The organism is Kocuria coralli, from assembly GCF_008831305.1.
Taxonomy (GTDB): Bacteria; Actinomycetota; Actinomycetes; order Actinomycetales; family Micrococcaceae; genus Kocuria; species Kocuria coralli.
Map to the genome: position 1 here is coordinate 303,298 of NZ_ML708611.1, position 13,868 is coordinate 317,165.

Here is a 13,868-nt window from a genome sequence, read left to right on the forward strand (position 1 = left end):
ACGTTATGACCACCACCGATCCCGGTATTAAGTGCGGATCGCACTGACCGCAGGGACCGTGAGGCGATGATCAGCGCTTCAGGCGGTCAGGCCCACGGCGAAGACCGTCCCGGCACCCTTGACGCCGAGTTCGGAGCCGTCGGTCCGGCACCAGACGGAGTGCCCGGCGGACAGCTCGTAGGAAGGCGCCTCGGATCCGCCTGGGCCGGCGGTGAGCTCGACGGCACCGTCCGTGCACAGGACGACGCACGTGCTCTCCGGGAGCCTCGTCCCGGCCCCTCCCTCGACGGTGGCCGACACGAGGCTCAGCCTCTCGTCCCACAGGGGGTAGCGACGCAGGCCGTCAGGACCGGCGGGGGCGTCGATGGGATCGGTGTTCGCCTGCTCGGGGGTCACGAGCTCGAGCAGTTCGTCGACGTCGATGTGCTTGGGAGTCAGCCCGGCCCGCAGCACGTTGTCGGAGCACGCCATCATCTCGACGGCGGTCCCCCGCAAGTAAGCGTGCAGCTGCCCGGCCGGTGTGAAGATGGCCTCACCGGGCTCCAGGACCACGTGATTCATGCACAGCGCCACGAGCAGGCCGCGATCGCCGGGGTGGCGCCCCGCGATGTAGCGCAGCATCGCACCGAGCTCGTCGTGGGTCGGCAGCCGATCGACGGCGGACAGCAGGTCCGTCAGCGCGACCCGGGCCTCCGCCTCGGGCAGCTGGAGCACGCTCGGCAGCACCGGCAGGCCAGTGGCCAGGACATCGCGCAGCCACTGCTGGTCGAGGGCCTCGGCCAGCACCGCGAGCTCCGCCCGGCTGCGCACCCCGCTGAGCGTCTCCACCCGGGTCACGGCCACGCCGATCTCCGGTTTGGCCGACCGGTCCTTGTAGTTCCGGTTCGCCGCCTGATGGTCGATGCCTTCGGCCTCCTCGCGCTGCCACCCCTCCTCGGCCTGCTCGGGCGAGGGATGGACCTGGATCGACAGCGGGGCGTCGATGGCCAGGATCTTGAGCAGGAACGGGAGCTCGCCGTCGCGAAGGGCCTCCGCGCGCTCGCCGAGCACCCGTGCGGGATCCCGCTCCAGGATCTCGTCGAGAGGCTCTTCCCGGCCGTCGACGGAAAGCCTCGAGGGGCCGGAGGGATGTGAGCCGATCCACAGCTCGGCTTCGGGCTCCGGGGAGGGGACCTCACGCGACTGCATGCGCGCCAGGACCGAACGCGATCCCCACGCATAGCCCTGGATGGGATCGGTGCTTGCGAAAAACTCTGCCATGCCTCCATGGAAGCACAGCGCAGCGCGGTGGCACTGCCGGGCCACGTGGGTCGGGCGGGATTGCCCTCGGGGTTGCCTTCGAGTCGGCCCGGTGGAACGCTCCGGCGCATCGCCCGGTGACATGGCTCGACCACCGCTTCACCACCACGGGCGCAGGGGCCGGGTGAACTAAAGTTCGGTCTATGACAATTGAGCTTTCCGAGTCGTTCAAGGCCTACGATGTGCGCGGCATCGTGGGCGAAACCATCACCGCCGAGACGGTACGGGCCACGGGCGCCGCGTTCGTGGACGCCCTGGGCCTTGCGGGCGGCACTGTGCTGGTCGGCGGCGACATGCGCCCGTCGTCGCCCGAGTTCATGGATGCCTTCACGGAGGGCGCGACCGCCCGCGGCGCCGACGTGGTCAAGATCGGCCTGATCTCCACCGATGAGCTCTACTTCGCGTGCGGGGTATTCGACGCCGCCGGGGTGACCTTCACCGCAAGCCACAACCCCGCCGCCTACAACGGCATGAAGATGTCCAAGGCCGGCGCCGTCCCCGTCTCCTCCGAGACCGGCCTCTACGAGGTCCGCGACCGCGCCCAGGCCTACCTGGCCGACGGCATCACCGCCGTGGCCGAGCCGGGCACCGCGACCGAACGCGACATCCTCAAGGAGTACGCGGAGTTCCTGCGCGGGCTCGTGGACCTGACCGGCATCCGTCCGCTGAAGGTGGTCGTGGACGCCGGCAACGGCATGGGGGGCAAGACCACCCCCGCCGTCCTGGGTGACACCGTCCTGGAGGGTCTGCCCCTGGAGGTCGTCCCGCTGTACTTCGAGCTGGACGGCACCTTCCCCAACCATCCGGCCAACCCGCTCGAGCCGGAGAACCTGCTCGATCTGCAGCGCGCGGTGGTCGAGCACGGAGCGGATATCGGCCTGGCCTTCGACGGCGATGCCGACCGCTGCTTCGTCATCGACGACCGGGGGGAGCCCGTCACCCCGTCCGCCATCGCCGCGCTGGTGGCCGAGCGGGAGATCGCTCGCGCCCAGGCCGACGGCGAGGAGCGGCCCGTGGTGATCTACAACCTGATCACCTCGAAGGCCGTGCCGGAGCTGGTGACCTCCCGCGGCGGCCGGCCGGTCAAGACCCGAGTGGGGCACTCCTTCATCAAGGCCGTCATGGCCTCGGAGGGTGGTGTGTTCGGTGGGGAGCACTCGGCGCACTACTACTTCCGGGACTTCTTCAACGCCGACACCGGGATGCTGGCCGCCATGCACGTCCTCGCGGCGCTGGGCGAGCAGGAGCGGCCGTTGAGCGATCTCATGGCGAGCTACTCCCCCTATGTGGCCTCGGGCGAGATCAACTCGCAGATCGAGGACAAGAAGGCCGCGGTCGACCGGGTGCGGGACGCCTACGCCGATGAGGACGTCACGGTCGAGGACTCGGACGGCACCACGTTCACCTCTCAGGAGGAGGGCTGGTGGTTCAACCTGCGCCCTTCCAACACCGAGCCCTACCTGCGCCTGAACGTCGAGGCAGCGGATCAGGATTCCATGGAACGCGTCCGGGACCGGGTGCTCTCCCTGGTGCGCGCCTGACCACATGAAGCGGGGCCTTCCCCGTCAGCCCGGATGTCCCGGGCTCACGGGGAAGGCCCCGCGGGCGTTCACCGCTGAGCGTTCAAACGATCCCGGAGCCCCGCGGCCTGCTCGTCGAGGACCTCCGGGACGGCACCCAGCTTGGCGAACCACTCCTCGATGCCGGGCAGCTCTTTCAGCCACTCCCCGGCATCGACCGCCAGGGCCGCCTGGATCTCCTCGTCGGTGATCTCCAGGCCGTCCAGGTTGAGGTCTTCCTTGGTCGGCACCACGCCCACCGGGGTCTCGACGCCCCCGGCGGTACCGTCGACGCGACGGCAGATCCAGTCCACCACACGGCTGTTCTCGCCGAACCCGGGCCAGGCGAAACCGCCGTCCGGGGTACGCCGGAACCAGTTGACGTAGAACACCTTGGGCATGTTCTCCGCGCCGTGGCTCTCCCCCAGGTCCAGCCAGTGCTGCAGGTACTCGTTGGCGTTGTAGCCGATGAACGGCAGCATGGCCATGGGGTCACGGCGGACCACGCCGACGGCGCCCTTGGCGGCCGCGGTGGTCTCGGAGGACAGGGTCGCCCCCTGGAAAACGCCGTGCTCCCAGCCGAAGGACTCGGAGACCAGGGGGACGGTGGTCTTACGGCGCCCGCCGAAGACGATGGCCGACAGGGGCACGCCGTTGGGGTCGTCGTACTCCGCGGCCAGGATGTCCGTCTGCTTGATCGGCGTGCAGAACCGGGAGTTCGGATGCGCGGCGGGACGCCCCGCATCGGGGGTCCAGTCATGGCCCTTCCAGTCCACCAGGTGCTCGGGAACCTCGTCGGTCATGCCCTCCCACCAGACGCCGCCGTCGTCGGTCAGCGCCACGTTGGTGAAGATGGTGTTCCCCTTGGCAACGGCCTTCATCGCATTGGGGTTCGTGGACCAGCCGGTGCCCGGCGCCACCCCGAACAGCCCTGCCTCCGGGTTGGTCACGTAGGCCTGGTCACCACGGAAACGGATCCACGCGATGTCATCGCCCACCATCTCGGCCTTCCAGCCCGGGATCGTGGGTTCGATCATCGCGAAGTTGGTCTTGCCGCAGGCCGACGGGAATGCGGCGGCGATGTACTTGGTGGACTCCTGCGGGTCGGTGACCTTCAGGATCAGCATGTGCTCCGCCAGCCACGCCTCGTCGTGGGCGATCGCGGAGGCGATGCGCAACGCGTAGCACTTCTTCCCCAGGAGGGCGTTACCGCCGTATCCGGAGCCGAACGACCAGATCGCGCGGTCCTCGGGGAACTGCACGATGTACTTGGACGGGTTGCAGGGCCACGGCACGTCCTCCTGCCCCGGCTCGAGGGGAGCACCGAGCGAGTGCAGGCACTCGACGAAGAAGGCGTCGGTCTCGTCCATCTTCTTCAGGACGTCGGTACCGATGGTCGCCATGATGCGCATGGAGCACACCACGTAGGCCGAGTCGGTGATCTCCACCCCGAACTTGGGGTCGTCGGCATCGAGATGCCCCATCACGAAGGGGATCACGTACATCGTGCGACCGCGCATGGACCCGCGGAACCGGCCCCGCAGGATCTCCTTCATCTCCTCCGGGTCCTCCCAGTTGTTGGTGGGACCCGCACCGCTCTTGGTCTTGGTGCAGATGAAGGTGCGCTCCTCGACGCGAGCAACGTCGTCGGGGTCGGAGAACGCCGCGAAAGAGTTGGGGAACTTCTCCTCGTTGAGCCGCACCAGGGTGCCGGCCTCAACCATGTCGTCGGTCAGGGACTTCCACTCGTCCTCGGAGCCGTCGGCCCAGTGAATCCGGTCCGGCTGGGTCAGGCGAGCCATCTCGCTCACCCACTCCAGCAGGTGTTCATGGGTCGTGGGGGCTTGCTCTATCCCCCGCTGGGCCTCGATGGAGAGTTCGTTCAATGTATCGGCGGGCTTCTGAGCCATGACGTGTCTCCTCGTTGAGGCCGTGCATTTACTAGACCACCTCGCCACCTCGTCTTTGAGGTTCTCCCACTCTGTCGGGAGCAGCGAGCTGGCCGAACTTGTGGTGTGATCGAAGTCTACCTGTTCCCCTCGTCACAGATCCGGTTAGTGACAGGTCTCACGCCTGCGGTTGCCATGCCACGATCCGCCCGCGACAGCGGCCCGCAGACGCCAGGCACGCGCACTCCATGACCACCCGATTAGCACACGTTCGCATTGCCCATTTCCTCGAACACCCCCTACAGTGTGTCTGCGCGATGTTAGGGGCACCTAACCTCGCCTCCGTCCAGACTTCGACACGTCTTGATCCACATCTTCGAATCACAGGGGTTGACCATGACCGACTCGCTTCGACCGCAAGGCACCCGGAGCCTTGCCAAGGGCTCCTTCTCCCGCCGTACCGCGCTGACCGGGCTGGCCGCCGTCGGCGCCATGGCCCTCGCAGCGTGCCAGACGGGTTCGGATTCGCAGGACGAGGGCGCTAACGACGCCACGGGGGACTTCCCCCGCACCGTCGAGCACGCCTACGGTTCGACGACGATCGACGAGGCCCCTCAGCGCGTGGCGACCATCGCATGGGTGAACCAGGACATCGTCCTGGCCCTGGGTGTGGCCCCCGTGGGTATCGCCGCCACGGACTTCGGGGGCAACGAGAACAACTCGACCGACTGGTTCGACGACGCCCTGACGGAGAACGGCGGCGAGGAACCGGCCAAGTGGTCGGAGACCGACGGCCTGGACTTCCAGGCGATCGCCGCGGCGGAGCCCGATCTGATCGTGGGCGTCTACTCGGGGATGACCCAGGAGGACTACGACCGCCTCTCGGAGATCGCGAACACGATCGCGCCCCCGCCGGACACGCCCGCTTTCGGCACCCCGTGGGATGAGACCACCCGCCTCATCGGCGAGGCGCTCGGCCGCGACAGCCAGGCCGAGGAGCTGATCTCCTCCGTCGAGGACCAGCTCTCCCAGGCTGCGGAGGACCACCCGGAGATCCAGGGCAAGACCTTCATCTACGGCACGGTCGATCCGTCCGCCGAGGAGCAGATCAGCATCTACACCTCGGTGGACAACCGGCCGCGCTTCCTCACCTCCCTGGGCATGGAGCAGGCCCCCGTCGTCGTCGAGACCGAGGGCGAGGACCCGTCCGAGTTCTACATCGGCTGGTCCCCGGAGCGCGCCGACGAGCTCGACTCCGACGTCCTGGTCACCTGGGCCGCCGACGCCGGGGTCAAGGAAGCCATCGAATCCGACGAGCTGCTCAACAAGATCCCCGCCGTGGCCGATGGCCATATGGTCCTGCAGACCGACGGCCAGGAGACCCTGTCCGTCTCGGCGGCCTCTCCGCTGAGCATTCCGTGGGCACTGGAGAACGTGCTGCCGCAGATCGCGGGGGTCTTCACCGAATCGTCCGACCAGGCCTCTGCCTCAGAGTCGCCCGCCGCATGAGGACATCCCTACGGGTCACCCCGTGGGTAACGCTGGCCGTCGCGGTGGTCCTGCTGATCACCGCGACGGCCGCGTCGCTGTTCTGGGGGAGCCGATCGCTGGAGCCCGGAACCGTCGTCTCCGCGCTCGCCCGCCTGCCCGAGATCCTCCTGGGCCAGGACCCGGGGGCCACCGCGGACATGGACACCGCCGTGGTGCTCAACCGCATCCCCAGGACGATCACCGCCATCGTGGTGGGCGCCGCCCTGGCGGTGGCCGGCGCGGGGATGCAAGGGGTCAGTCGCAACCCCCTGGGCGATCCCGGGCTGCTCGGGCTGTCCTCCGGCGCTGCGGCGGGGGTGGTCCTGGGGCTGGGCTGGCTGGGCGTCCACACCAGCTGGCAGATCGCCCTGGCCGCCCTGAGCGGCTCGACGGTGGCGGCGATCCTGGTCTTCGGCATCTCCCAGATAGGAGGTGGCGCCCCCACGCCGATCGGCCTGGCCCTCTCGGGAGCCGCGGTCAATGCGGGGTTCGTGGCCGTGACCTCCGCCGTCGTCCTGACCAACCAGCAGGTGCTGGAGCGCTACCGGTACTGGAACGTCGGCTCCGTGTCCCGGACCGAGGGCACGGACCTGGCTACCGCAGCGCCCCTGATCCTGCTGGGCGTGCTCCTGGTGCTCGCGGGCGCCTCGGGACTCAATGCCATGGCCCTGGGTGACGACATGGCTCACGGGCTGGGGGTTGACCTGGGCGCGCAGCGAGCCATGGTGTTCACCGGCGTGGTGGTCCTGGCCGGCTCGGCCACGGCCATCGCGGGCCCGATCGCGTTCGTGGGGTTGCTGATCCCCCACGCGATCCGCCGCCTGGTGGGAGGGGACTACCGCTGGATCATCGTCCTCAGCATGCTCCTGGGCCCGATTCTGCTCCTGGTCGCGGACACCCTGGGCCGCGTGGTCGCCCCTCCGCAGGAGATCTACGTGGGCGTCACCACCGTGGCGATCGGGGTTCCCGTCCTGCTCCTCCTGCTGCGCCGGCGAAAGGGGATGTCGTTGTGAAGGCCTCCGCCGTCCATGAGCTTCAGCGCAGGCAGACCCGACGCACCACCGTCGTTCTGGTGGTCCTCTTCACCGCGATGCTCGCCATGATGGGCATCCGCGTGCTGCTCGGTCAGTACACCGTGACCATCCCGGACTTCTTCCGGATCCTCGGCGGCGAGCGCATCCCGGGAGCCACCTTCATCGTGATGCAGGACAAACTGCCCCGGGCGCTGCTGGGCGCCGCAGCCGGAGCGGCCTTCGGCATCTCCGGCGCCCTGTTCCGCACCGTGCTGCGCAACCCCCTGGCCAGTCCCGACGTGCTGGGCATCAATGCGGGCGCCGCAGCCGGTGCAGTGGCGGCCATGTACTTCCTGGGCGCCGCGGGCACGGGGCTGGCATGGGCGGGACTGGCCGGTGCCATCGCCGCCGCGATGCTGATCGCCCTGGTCTCCACCTCGCTGCGGGGCGCCGCGGGCACGGCGGGGATCGTGGGGGAACGGTTCCTGCTGGCCGGCATCGGGGTAGCCGCCCTGGGCCAGGCCACGGTGGTCGGCATCATGGCGCGCCTGACCACCCAGAACGCTCAGGGCGCTGCGGTATGGACCGCGGGATCGCTGAACTCCTCCACCTGGGACCGGCTGATCCTGGTGTCCGTCGTGCTGGTGGTGGCGATCCCCGCCGCGGTTCTGGTGCACCGCGCCCTGCAACCGGCTTCCCTCGGCCCCGAGCTCGCCGTGGGGCTCGGTTCGCATCCCGGCCGGGTGCAGACCGCCGCCCTGGGGCTGGGGGTGGTGCTGGCCGCCGTCGCTACGGCCTCCACGGGGCCGCTCGCCTTCGTGGCCCTGCTGTCGACCCCGATCGCCGCCGCCTTGCGCCACGGCCGGATCTCGGTGCTGGCCAGCGGTGCGGTGGGGGCCCTGATCGTCCTCGCGGCGGACATGGTCGGCGCCGAGATGCTCGGCGACGCCCGCCTGCCCGCCGGGGTGATCACGGGGGCCATCGGCGCACCCGTCATGTTGTGGCTGCTGGTCCAGCAGCGGAGAGGAGCACGATCATGAGCGATCCGGTTTTCGAGACCCGGGGGCTGTCTCTCGGCTATGGACCCAGGATCGCGGTGTCCGAGGTGGACCTGGCGATCAGCCCCGGGGAGACGACCGTGCTGATCGGCGCCAACGGATCGGGCAAATCCACGCTGTTCAAGGGCCTGTCCCGGCAGCTGGCCCCGAGCACCGGCACCATCCGCTTCAACGGCCACGACCTCGAGGAGCTCCGGCCCAAACCCTATGCGCGGCAGGTGGCGCTGCTCCCCCAGGCACCCCTGGTCCCCGAAGGCCTGACCGTCACCGAGCTCGTCTCCCGTGGCCGCCATCCGCACCGGCGGTGGTGGGGCGCCCCGTCGCCCGGCGACGACGAGGCGATCGCCCGCGCCCTGTCCATGGTCAGCCTGGAGGAGTTCGCCGAGCGCCCGGTCGACGAGCTCTCCGGCGGACAGCGGCAGCGGGTGTGGATCGCCCTGGTGCTGGCGCAGGACACGCCGACCGTCCTGCTGGACGAGCCGACGGCGGCCCTGGACCTGGCCCATCAGGTGGAGCTGCTCGACCTCCTGCGGGGCCTGCGCCGCCCCGACGGTTCGCGGACCACGGTGATCACCGTGCTGCACGAGCTCAACCTGGCCGCACGCGTGGCCGACAGGGTCATAGCGCTGAACGCCGGGCGGATCTCGGCCGCGGGCACCCCCGAGGAGGTCTTCACCCCCGAGATCCTGGCCGAGGTCTTCGACCTCGAGGCGCAGGTGGTCCGGGACCCCGTGGAGGGCCATCCGGTGATCCTGCCGAGAGGTCGCCGGCGGATTTGCCCCACGGCCCCAAGCCGCGTAATGTAATCACCTGTTCGCGAGGCCTTCGGCCCGCGGACATCGGTCTGCAAGACCATGCGCCACTAGCTCAACGGATAGAGCATCTGACTACGGATCAGAAGGTTGGGGGTTCGAATCCCTCGTGGCGCACTTTTCATGCCCGCGGACTCCGTGCCCGTGTGCTCACGACGATTTCGGGGCCCCTCGCCTGTCCAGGTGAGGGGCCCCGAAATCTCTCCCAGGCCGTGACTCCCTCAGTACCGGGGTCCGGACGCCGCCGGCAGCCGCTCCAGCATCATGAGGTCCTCCTGATCGAACTCGATCTCGGCGGCACGGGCGTTCTCGGCCAGGTGCTCGAGGCTGGTGGTGCCCGGGATGGGCAAGGAGACTCCCCCGGCTTCACCCGGCAGCATGGTCCAGGCGATGGCGACGGCTGACATCGGAACCCCGTGCTTCCGGGCGATGCTGCGGATGGGCGGCAGGACGGCGTCGTCGTTGGCCGCCCGGGCCTCATCGGTGAACCGGGGGTTCCTGGACCGGAAGTCGTCGCCGGAGAACACCCTCTCGCCCAGCGCCCCGGACAGATAGCCGCGCCCCACCGGGGAGAACGGGACGAAGACGGCGCCGTGATCCCTGCACCAGCCGATGACGTCGCCGGCGGGGTCACCATCCGATATCTTCCCGGAGCCATCGGGTTCCCGCGTCCAGAGCGAGTACTCGGACTGCACGGCCGCCACGGGGTGGATGGCCTGCGCCCGGTCGAGCTGCTCCACCGAGACCTCCGAGAGACCGATGGAGCGGGCCTTGCCGGACTCCACGAGATCGGCCATGGCACCCCAGGTGTCCTCGAGCGGCACATCGGGGTCGAGCCGGTGCACGTAGTAGAGGTCGACCGTCTCGGCGCGCAATCGTCGCAGGCTGTCATCGATGGCGCGGCGGAGATAGCCGGGATCCCCGCAGCGCTCGGTCTTCGGCGGGTCCAGCTGCTCAGCGCGCAGTCCGGCCTTGGAGCACAAAAAGACGCTGTCGTAGCGGTCGTGCAGCGCCGCGCCCACGAGTTCCTCGTTGGCGCCGCCGCCGTAGAGCGTCGCGGTGTCGACGAAGTTCATCCCGGAGTCCACTGACGCTCTCAGGACGTCCAGCTTGGCCCGCTCGGTCAGGCCTCGGCGGTCGAGGACCCAGCTGAGCCCCATGGCGCCGTAGCCGACGGCACCCACTCGATCCCCCGTGGGGGTGAACAGAACCTCTCTCATATCGCGCCCGTACCCGTCCTATACCCGCTCTGCGCGCGGGACCACGAAGTCGGTCAGCCTCGCGTCCGCGCCGTCCAGGACGGACCAGGGCTCAACGGTCCGGAGGACGGCCAGCCCGCTGGTGGGGAACCCGCCGGAGAGATCCATCACGGCATCCATGTCCGAGTCCGATCCGACCAGCCGCATGGCGACGTCCTGCACCGCCGGCTGGTGGAAGATCACCAGCAGGACACGAACCCCGTCGGGGACGGAGTTGATCTCCGCCAGCACATGGTTCTCGGACGCCTCGTAGAGACGTTCCGACAGGTTCGCCGTGGGTGCCAGCTCCCCCAGCTCGGAGGAGACCCAGGTACAGGTCTGCCGGGTGCGCAACGCGGACGAGCACAGGATCATCTCCGGCGCGAGGTCGTGCTCCAGCAACCAGCGGCCGGCCATGGGGGCATCGGCCTCCCCCGAGGGGCTGAGGGGGCGTTCATGATCGTCGACCCCCCATCCGGCTCCGGCCGCTGAGTGGCGCATCAAGATCAGCACCCGTTCATCGTGACGATTCGCAGACTCTGCTGTGCTCATGCGGCAATATTCTCACGGCCGACGGCGGCGCCCCCACGACCGGGGTCGTGGGGGCGCCGCCGAAGACGCGATGGAGGTGCTCAGATGGAGTACTCGGGCGCCGCCCAGACCACGACCTCGGGGTGGTCGTAGAAGCGGTAGCCCTGACCCCGCACCGTGCGAACGGTGTTGGCCAGGCGCCCCAGCTTGGAGCGCAGGCGACGGATATGGACGTCGATGGTGCGCTCGTTCGGCGTCTCTTCGGCATCCGACCACAGGCTGCCGATCAGCTCGCCGCGGCCCACAGTCCGTGACCCGTTCTCGACCAGATAGTTCAGGAGCTCGAACTCCTTGTAGGTCAGGTTGAGCACGTCGCCGTCGAGCAGGACCTCCCTGCGGGAGAGGTCGATCAGCACGCCGGCGGACTGCGATGCGCTCGCTTCCGAGCTGCGGCTGACCAGCGAAGGGACGGGGTCCGGGCGCTGGTAACCGGAGGTGGGATCACCCAGGGCATTGCGCACCACCTGCAGGTCGGTCCCCTCCGCTCCTGCCTGAGCCAAGGCGACCGCCGCGTACGTACCGGCCTGCGGCGCCACCTCGGCTACCGCCCGGCGGAGGTGCTGGACGACCTCCACCAAGGTGGTGCCGTCCGCTGCGGCCTTCTTCTCGTCGAGACCCACATAGAGAACGAATCCGCGGGCTTCGCTGCCTTGAGCCGCCTGCGGCGTCTCGTTCGGGGCCAGACGACGGTCGGCGTCGACCTCGTTCGGCTGGCCGTTCACCATGCCGCGCATGACGGGACGGGGCGGGGCGGGGCGCTGACCCGGGGTTGCCCCTTCTCCAACTGCAGCCTGATGCCGTGCTGCCGCTGCACGGTTCCGCTGTGAAATGTGGACGTAGCCGGGTGCACCCGCCATAACTGCTCCTAGATCTTCCATACGGCCTGTAAATGGCCGCAGTCAGCCAGTAGGTCGAGCTGACTTGTCACACCGCGATCACCCCAGGCCGCCCTCTCTCTCCCACAAGCAAGACGTTCCCGACAGTGCCGAATCCTGAGTGCCCACTGAATGCGACAGCCCTATCTTCACGTCAAGTACCCAGTTTAATCAAGTAACAATTGTGTCTTTGTCTCAAATAATGAGATACCCACTCCATAGACAGCTTCCGCACAGGAGGGGCGGCACCTTCATTGAAGTATCTGATCCTCGCGGTATCGGGTTTTCAGGCGGATTTGGCCGTCTATACACACCCCGGACTCAAATATGAAGCGCTAGCAAACTACAATCAATATGTCAACAAACTTCCTGCTTAGCTATTTAGATCTCAATATGTGAGATCAAGCCGGTCGGGCTTGAGCTTCACCGTCGTCATCGTCTCTGCGGTGATAGTCCGGCGCCCGAGCGCCTCAGTCCACGATGCCGTAGAGCCGGTCACCCGCATCCCCCAAGCCGGGGACGATATAGGCGTTCTCGTCGAGCTTTTCGTCTACTGAAGCGAGCACCACATGGACGTCGTCGTCATCCAGACGCTCCTCCAGCGCGGCCAGACCCTCCGGTGCGGCCAGCAGGCAGAGGCAGGTGATCTCGGCGGCACCGCGCTTGCGCAGGAACTTGATGGCCTCCACCAGCGTGCCACCCGTGGCCAGCATGGGATCCAGGACGTAGACCTGCCTGCCGCTGAGGTCGTCCGGCAGGCGCTCGGCGTACGTGACGATGTCCAGGGTCTTCTCATGCCGCGCCATGCCGAGGAAGCCGACCTCCGCCGTCGGAATCAGCCGGGTCATGCCTTCGAGCATGCCCAGCCCGGCCCGGAGGATCGGGACCACCAGGGGGCGCGGGGTGCTCAATGCGGTGCCGGTGGTCGTGGCCACGGGGGTAGTGACCTCGACCGGCTCCACCCGGACCTCCCGAGTGGCCTCGTACGCGAGGAGGGTCACCAGCTCCTCGACGAGCAGGCGGAATATGGGCGACGGGGTCTTCCGATCCCGGAGCACGGTGAGCTTGTGGGCGACGAGAGGATGGTCCAGGACTGTGACGCGCATGCCGCAAAATTATCAGAGCGCCGTCCGCCCCAATAGGCGGCCCGGGCGCCTCCACCCCGCCCCACACACCGAGAGCAGGTAGGCACGGTGACTCCGACATCGCTGGACAGCCGGCACGAGCAGTGGATGCGCACCGCCCTCGAGGTGGCCGCGGGCGCCGCGAGCACCGACGACGTGCCCATCGGCGCACTGGTCATCCACGACGGCGAAGTGCTCGCCACCGGCGTCAATCGCCGGGAGGCCGACGACGACCCCACCGCCCACGCGGAGGTCCAGGCCCTGCAGCAGGCCGCCCGGCGGCTGGGCAGGTGGAGACTGGACGACTGCACGCTGGTGGTGACCCTGGAACCCTGCGCGATGTGCGCAGGGGCCAGCGTGCTCGCCCGCATCCCGAGGATCGTCCTGGGTGCGTGGGACCCCAAGGCGGGAGCCTGCGGTTCGGTCATGGACGTGGTCCGCCATCCTGCGCTCAACCACTGGACCGAGGTCCACGGCGGGGTACTCGAGGAAGAGTGCGGCGAGGCGATCCGCGAGTTCTTCCGCGCTCAGCGCTGAAGCGCCCTCAGCACCCCCTTCGCAGCTCGCCCCGAGGGCCGATTTGGCGCTCTAAAGAGTCTCCACTACACTTTTGGCCTTGGTGACGTGTCCGAGCGGCCGAAGGTGCATCACTCGAAATGATGTTTGGTGTCAAAGCCAACGAGGGTTCAAATCCCTCCGTCACCGCTCGTTGAAGCGCATGGCCTCCCGGAACTTCGGTTCCGGGAGGCCATGCGCTTTCTCCATGCCCGGGATCGGCCTCTCTGGATCGCCGCGCATCCGGTTTCCGGGGTCTCAGTGGCCAAACGGAGAACTAACACGTTCGAAACAATCGGCGGACCGTCGTCGTCTATGAATGACC

12 protein-coding genes and 2 tRNA genes are annotated in these 13,868 nt (G+C 68.3%); 8 read left to right on the forward strand and 6 right to left on the reverse strand.

Annotated features, from left to right (window positions below; all coding sequences use genetic code 11):
• Positions 1–78: 78 nt before the first annotated feature.
• The gene (manA, locus tag FCK90_RS03140) at positions 79–1,260 is read right to left on the reverse strand and encodes a mannose-6-phosphate isomerase, class I (protein WP_181954172.1); all 1,182 of its coding nucleotides are present in this window, start codon (positions 1,258–1,260) and stop codon (positions 79–81) included.
• A 182-nt stretch (positions 1,261–1,442) separates the two neighbouring features.
• Here manA and FCK90_RS03145 point away from each other — a divergent pair, with 182 nt between their 5' ends.
• Entirely contained in the window at positions 1,443–2,840 is a 1,398-nt protein-coding gene (locus tag FCK90_RS03145) for a phosphomannomutase/phosphoglucomutase (RefSeq protein WP_158032834.1), read from the forward strand.
• Between the two features lie 68 nt (positions 2,841–2,908).
• Here FCK90_RS03145 and FCK90_RS03150 read toward each other — a convergent pair whose 3' ends face one another.
• Entirely contained in the window at positions 2,909–4,768 is a 1,860-nt protein-coding gene (locus FCK90_RS03150; RefSeq protein WP_158032835.1) for a phosphoenolpyruvate carboxykinase (GTP), read from the reverse strand.
• Between the two features lie 375 nt (positions 4,769–5,143).
• Here FCK90_RS03150 and FCK90_RS03155 point away from each other — a divergent pair, with 375 nt between their 5' ends.
• The 5 genes from FCK90_RS03155 to FCK90_RS03175 all read left to right on the forward strand — a co-directional run bounded on the left by FCK90_RS03155 (position 5,144) and on the right by FCK90_RS03175 (position 9,277).
• Complete coding sequence (locus FCK90_RS03155) at positions 5,144–6,256, forward strand: iron-siderophore ABC transporter substrate-binding protein (RefSeq protein ID WP_181954173.1); 1,113 nt, start codon at positions 5,144–5,146, stop codon at positions 6,254–6,256.
• Positions 6,253–7,290, forward strand: a complete 1,038-nt coding sequence (locus FCK90_RS03160) for a FecCD family ABC transporter permease (protein ID WP_158032836.1) — start codon at positions 6,253–6,255, stop codon at positions 7,288–7,290. The genes FCK90_RS03155 and FCK90_RS03160 overlap by 4 nt, the downstream gene beginning before the upstream one ends.
• Positions 7,287–8,330, forward strand: coding sequence for a FecCD family ABC transporter permease (locus tag FCK90_RS03165; RefSeq protein WP_246179938.1), 1,044 nt, complete (start codon positions 7,287–7,289; stop codon positions 8,328–8,330). The genes FCK90_RS03160 and FCK90_RS03165 overlap by 4 nt, the downstream gene beginning before the upstream one ends.
• Positions 8,327–9,154, forward strand: a complete 828-nt coding sequence (locus FCK90_RS03170) for an ABC transporter ATP-binding protein (RefSeq protein WP_158032837.1) — start codon at positions 8,327–8,329, stop codon at positions 9,152–9,154. Before FCK90_RS03165 ends, FCK90_RS03170 begins: the two co-directional genes overlap by 4 nt.
• A 50-nt stretch (positions 9,155–9,204) precedes the next feature.
• A tRNA-Arg gene (locus FCK90_RS03175) sits at positions 9,205–9,277 on the forward strand.
• A gap of 104 nt (positions 9,278–9,381) precedes the next feature.
• On the opposite strand, the gene FCK90_RS03180 is transcribed toward FCK90_RS03175, so the two are convergent.
• The 4 genes from FCK90_RS03180 to upp all read right to left on the reverse strand — a co-directional run bounded on the left by FCK90_RS03180 (position 9,382) and on the right by upp (position 12,970).
• Positions 9,382–10,380, reverse strand: coding sequence for an aldo/keto reductase (locus FCK90_RS03180; protein ID WP_158032838.1), 999 nt, complete (start codon positions 10,378–10,380; stop codon positions 9,382–9,384).
• An 18-nt stretch (positions 10,381–10,398) separates the two neighbouring features.
• On the reverse strand, positions 10,399–10,950 hold the full coding sequence (locus tag FCK90_RS03185; protein WP_158032839.1) for a SixA phosphatase family protein: 552 nt from the start codon (positions 10,948–10,950) through the stop codon (positions 10,399–10,401).
• A gap of 80 nt (positions 10,951–11,030) precedes the next feature.
• Positions 11,031–11,846 carry a winged helix-turn-helix domain-containing protein gene (locus FCK90_RS03190; protein ID WP_158032840.1) on the reverse strand — a complete coding sequence of 272 codons (816 nt, stop codon included), beginning with the start codon at positions 11,844–11,846 and terminating at the stop codon, positions 11,031–11,033.
• 488 nt (positions 11,847–12,334) lie between these two features.
• The gene (gene upp, locus FCK90_RS03195; RefSeq protein ID WP_158032841.1) at positions 12,335–12,970 is read right to left on the reverse strand and encodes a uracil phosphoribosyltransferase; all 636 of its coding nucleotides are present in this window, start codon (positions 12,968–12,970) and stop codon (positions 12,335–12,337) included.
• An 87-nt stretch (positions 12,971–13,057) separates the two neighbouring features.
• Here upp and tadA point away from each other — a divergent pair, with 87 nt between their 5' ends.
• Positions 13,058–13,525: a tRNA adenosine(34) deaminase TadA gene (tadA, locus tag FCK90_RS03200; protein WP_281347437.1), complete on the forward strand. Its 468-nt coding sequence runs from the start codon at positions 13,058–13,060 to the stop codon at positions 13,523–13,525.
• Positions 13,526–13,606: 81 nt separating this feature from the next.
• Positions 13,607–13,693: transfer RNA gene (locus FCK90_RS03205), tRNA-Ser, on the forward strand.
• Positions 13,694–13,868: the final 175 nt, after the last annotated feature.

What these genes read in the sequence shown, in the direction of transcription:
- manA (WP_181954172.1), bottom strand. Translation starts at nt 1,260, where the DNA reads ATGGCAGAGTTTTTCGCAAGCACCGATCCCATCCAGGGCTATGCGTGG.
- FCK90_RS03145 (WP_158032834.1), top strand. Translation starts at nt 1,443, where the DNA reads ATGACAATTGAGCTTTCCGAGTCGTTCAAGGCCTACGATGTGCGCGGC.
- FCK90_RS03150 (WP_158032835.1), bottom strand. Translation starts at nt 4,768, where the DNA reads ATGGCTCAGAAGCCCGCCGATACATTGAACGAACTCTCCATCGAGGCC.
- FCK90_RS03155 (WP_181954173.1), top strand. Translation starts at nt 5,144, where the DNA reads ATGACCGACTCGCTTCGACCGCAAGGCACCCGGAGCCTTGCCAAGGGC.
- FCK90_RS03160 (WP_158032836.1), top strand. Translation starts at nt 6,253, where the DNA reads ATGAGGACATCCCTACGGGTCACCCCGTGGGTAACGCTGGCCGTCGCG.
- FCK90_RS03170 (WP_158032837.1), top strand. Translation starts at nt 8,327, where the DNA reads ATGAGCGATCCGGTTTTCGAGACCCGGGGGCTGTCTCTCGGCTATGGA.
- FCK90_RS03180 (WP_158032838.1), bottom strand. Translation starts at nt 10,380, where the DNA reads ATGAGAGAGGTTCTGTTCACCCCCACGGGGGATCGAGTGGGTGCCGTC.
- FCK90_RS03185 (WP_158032839.1), bottom strand. Translation starts at nt 10,950, where the DNA reads ATGAGCACAGCAGAGTCTGCGAATCGTCACGATGAACGGGTGCTGATC.
- FCK90_RS03190 (WP_158032840.1), bottom strand. Translation starts at nt 11,846, where the DNA reads ATGGCGGGTGCACCCGGCTACGTCCACATTTCACAGCGGAACCGTGCA.
- upp (WP_158032841.1), bottom strand. Translation starts at nt 12,970, where the DNA reads ATGCGCGTCACAGTCCTGGACCATCCTCTCGTCGCCCACAAGCTCACC.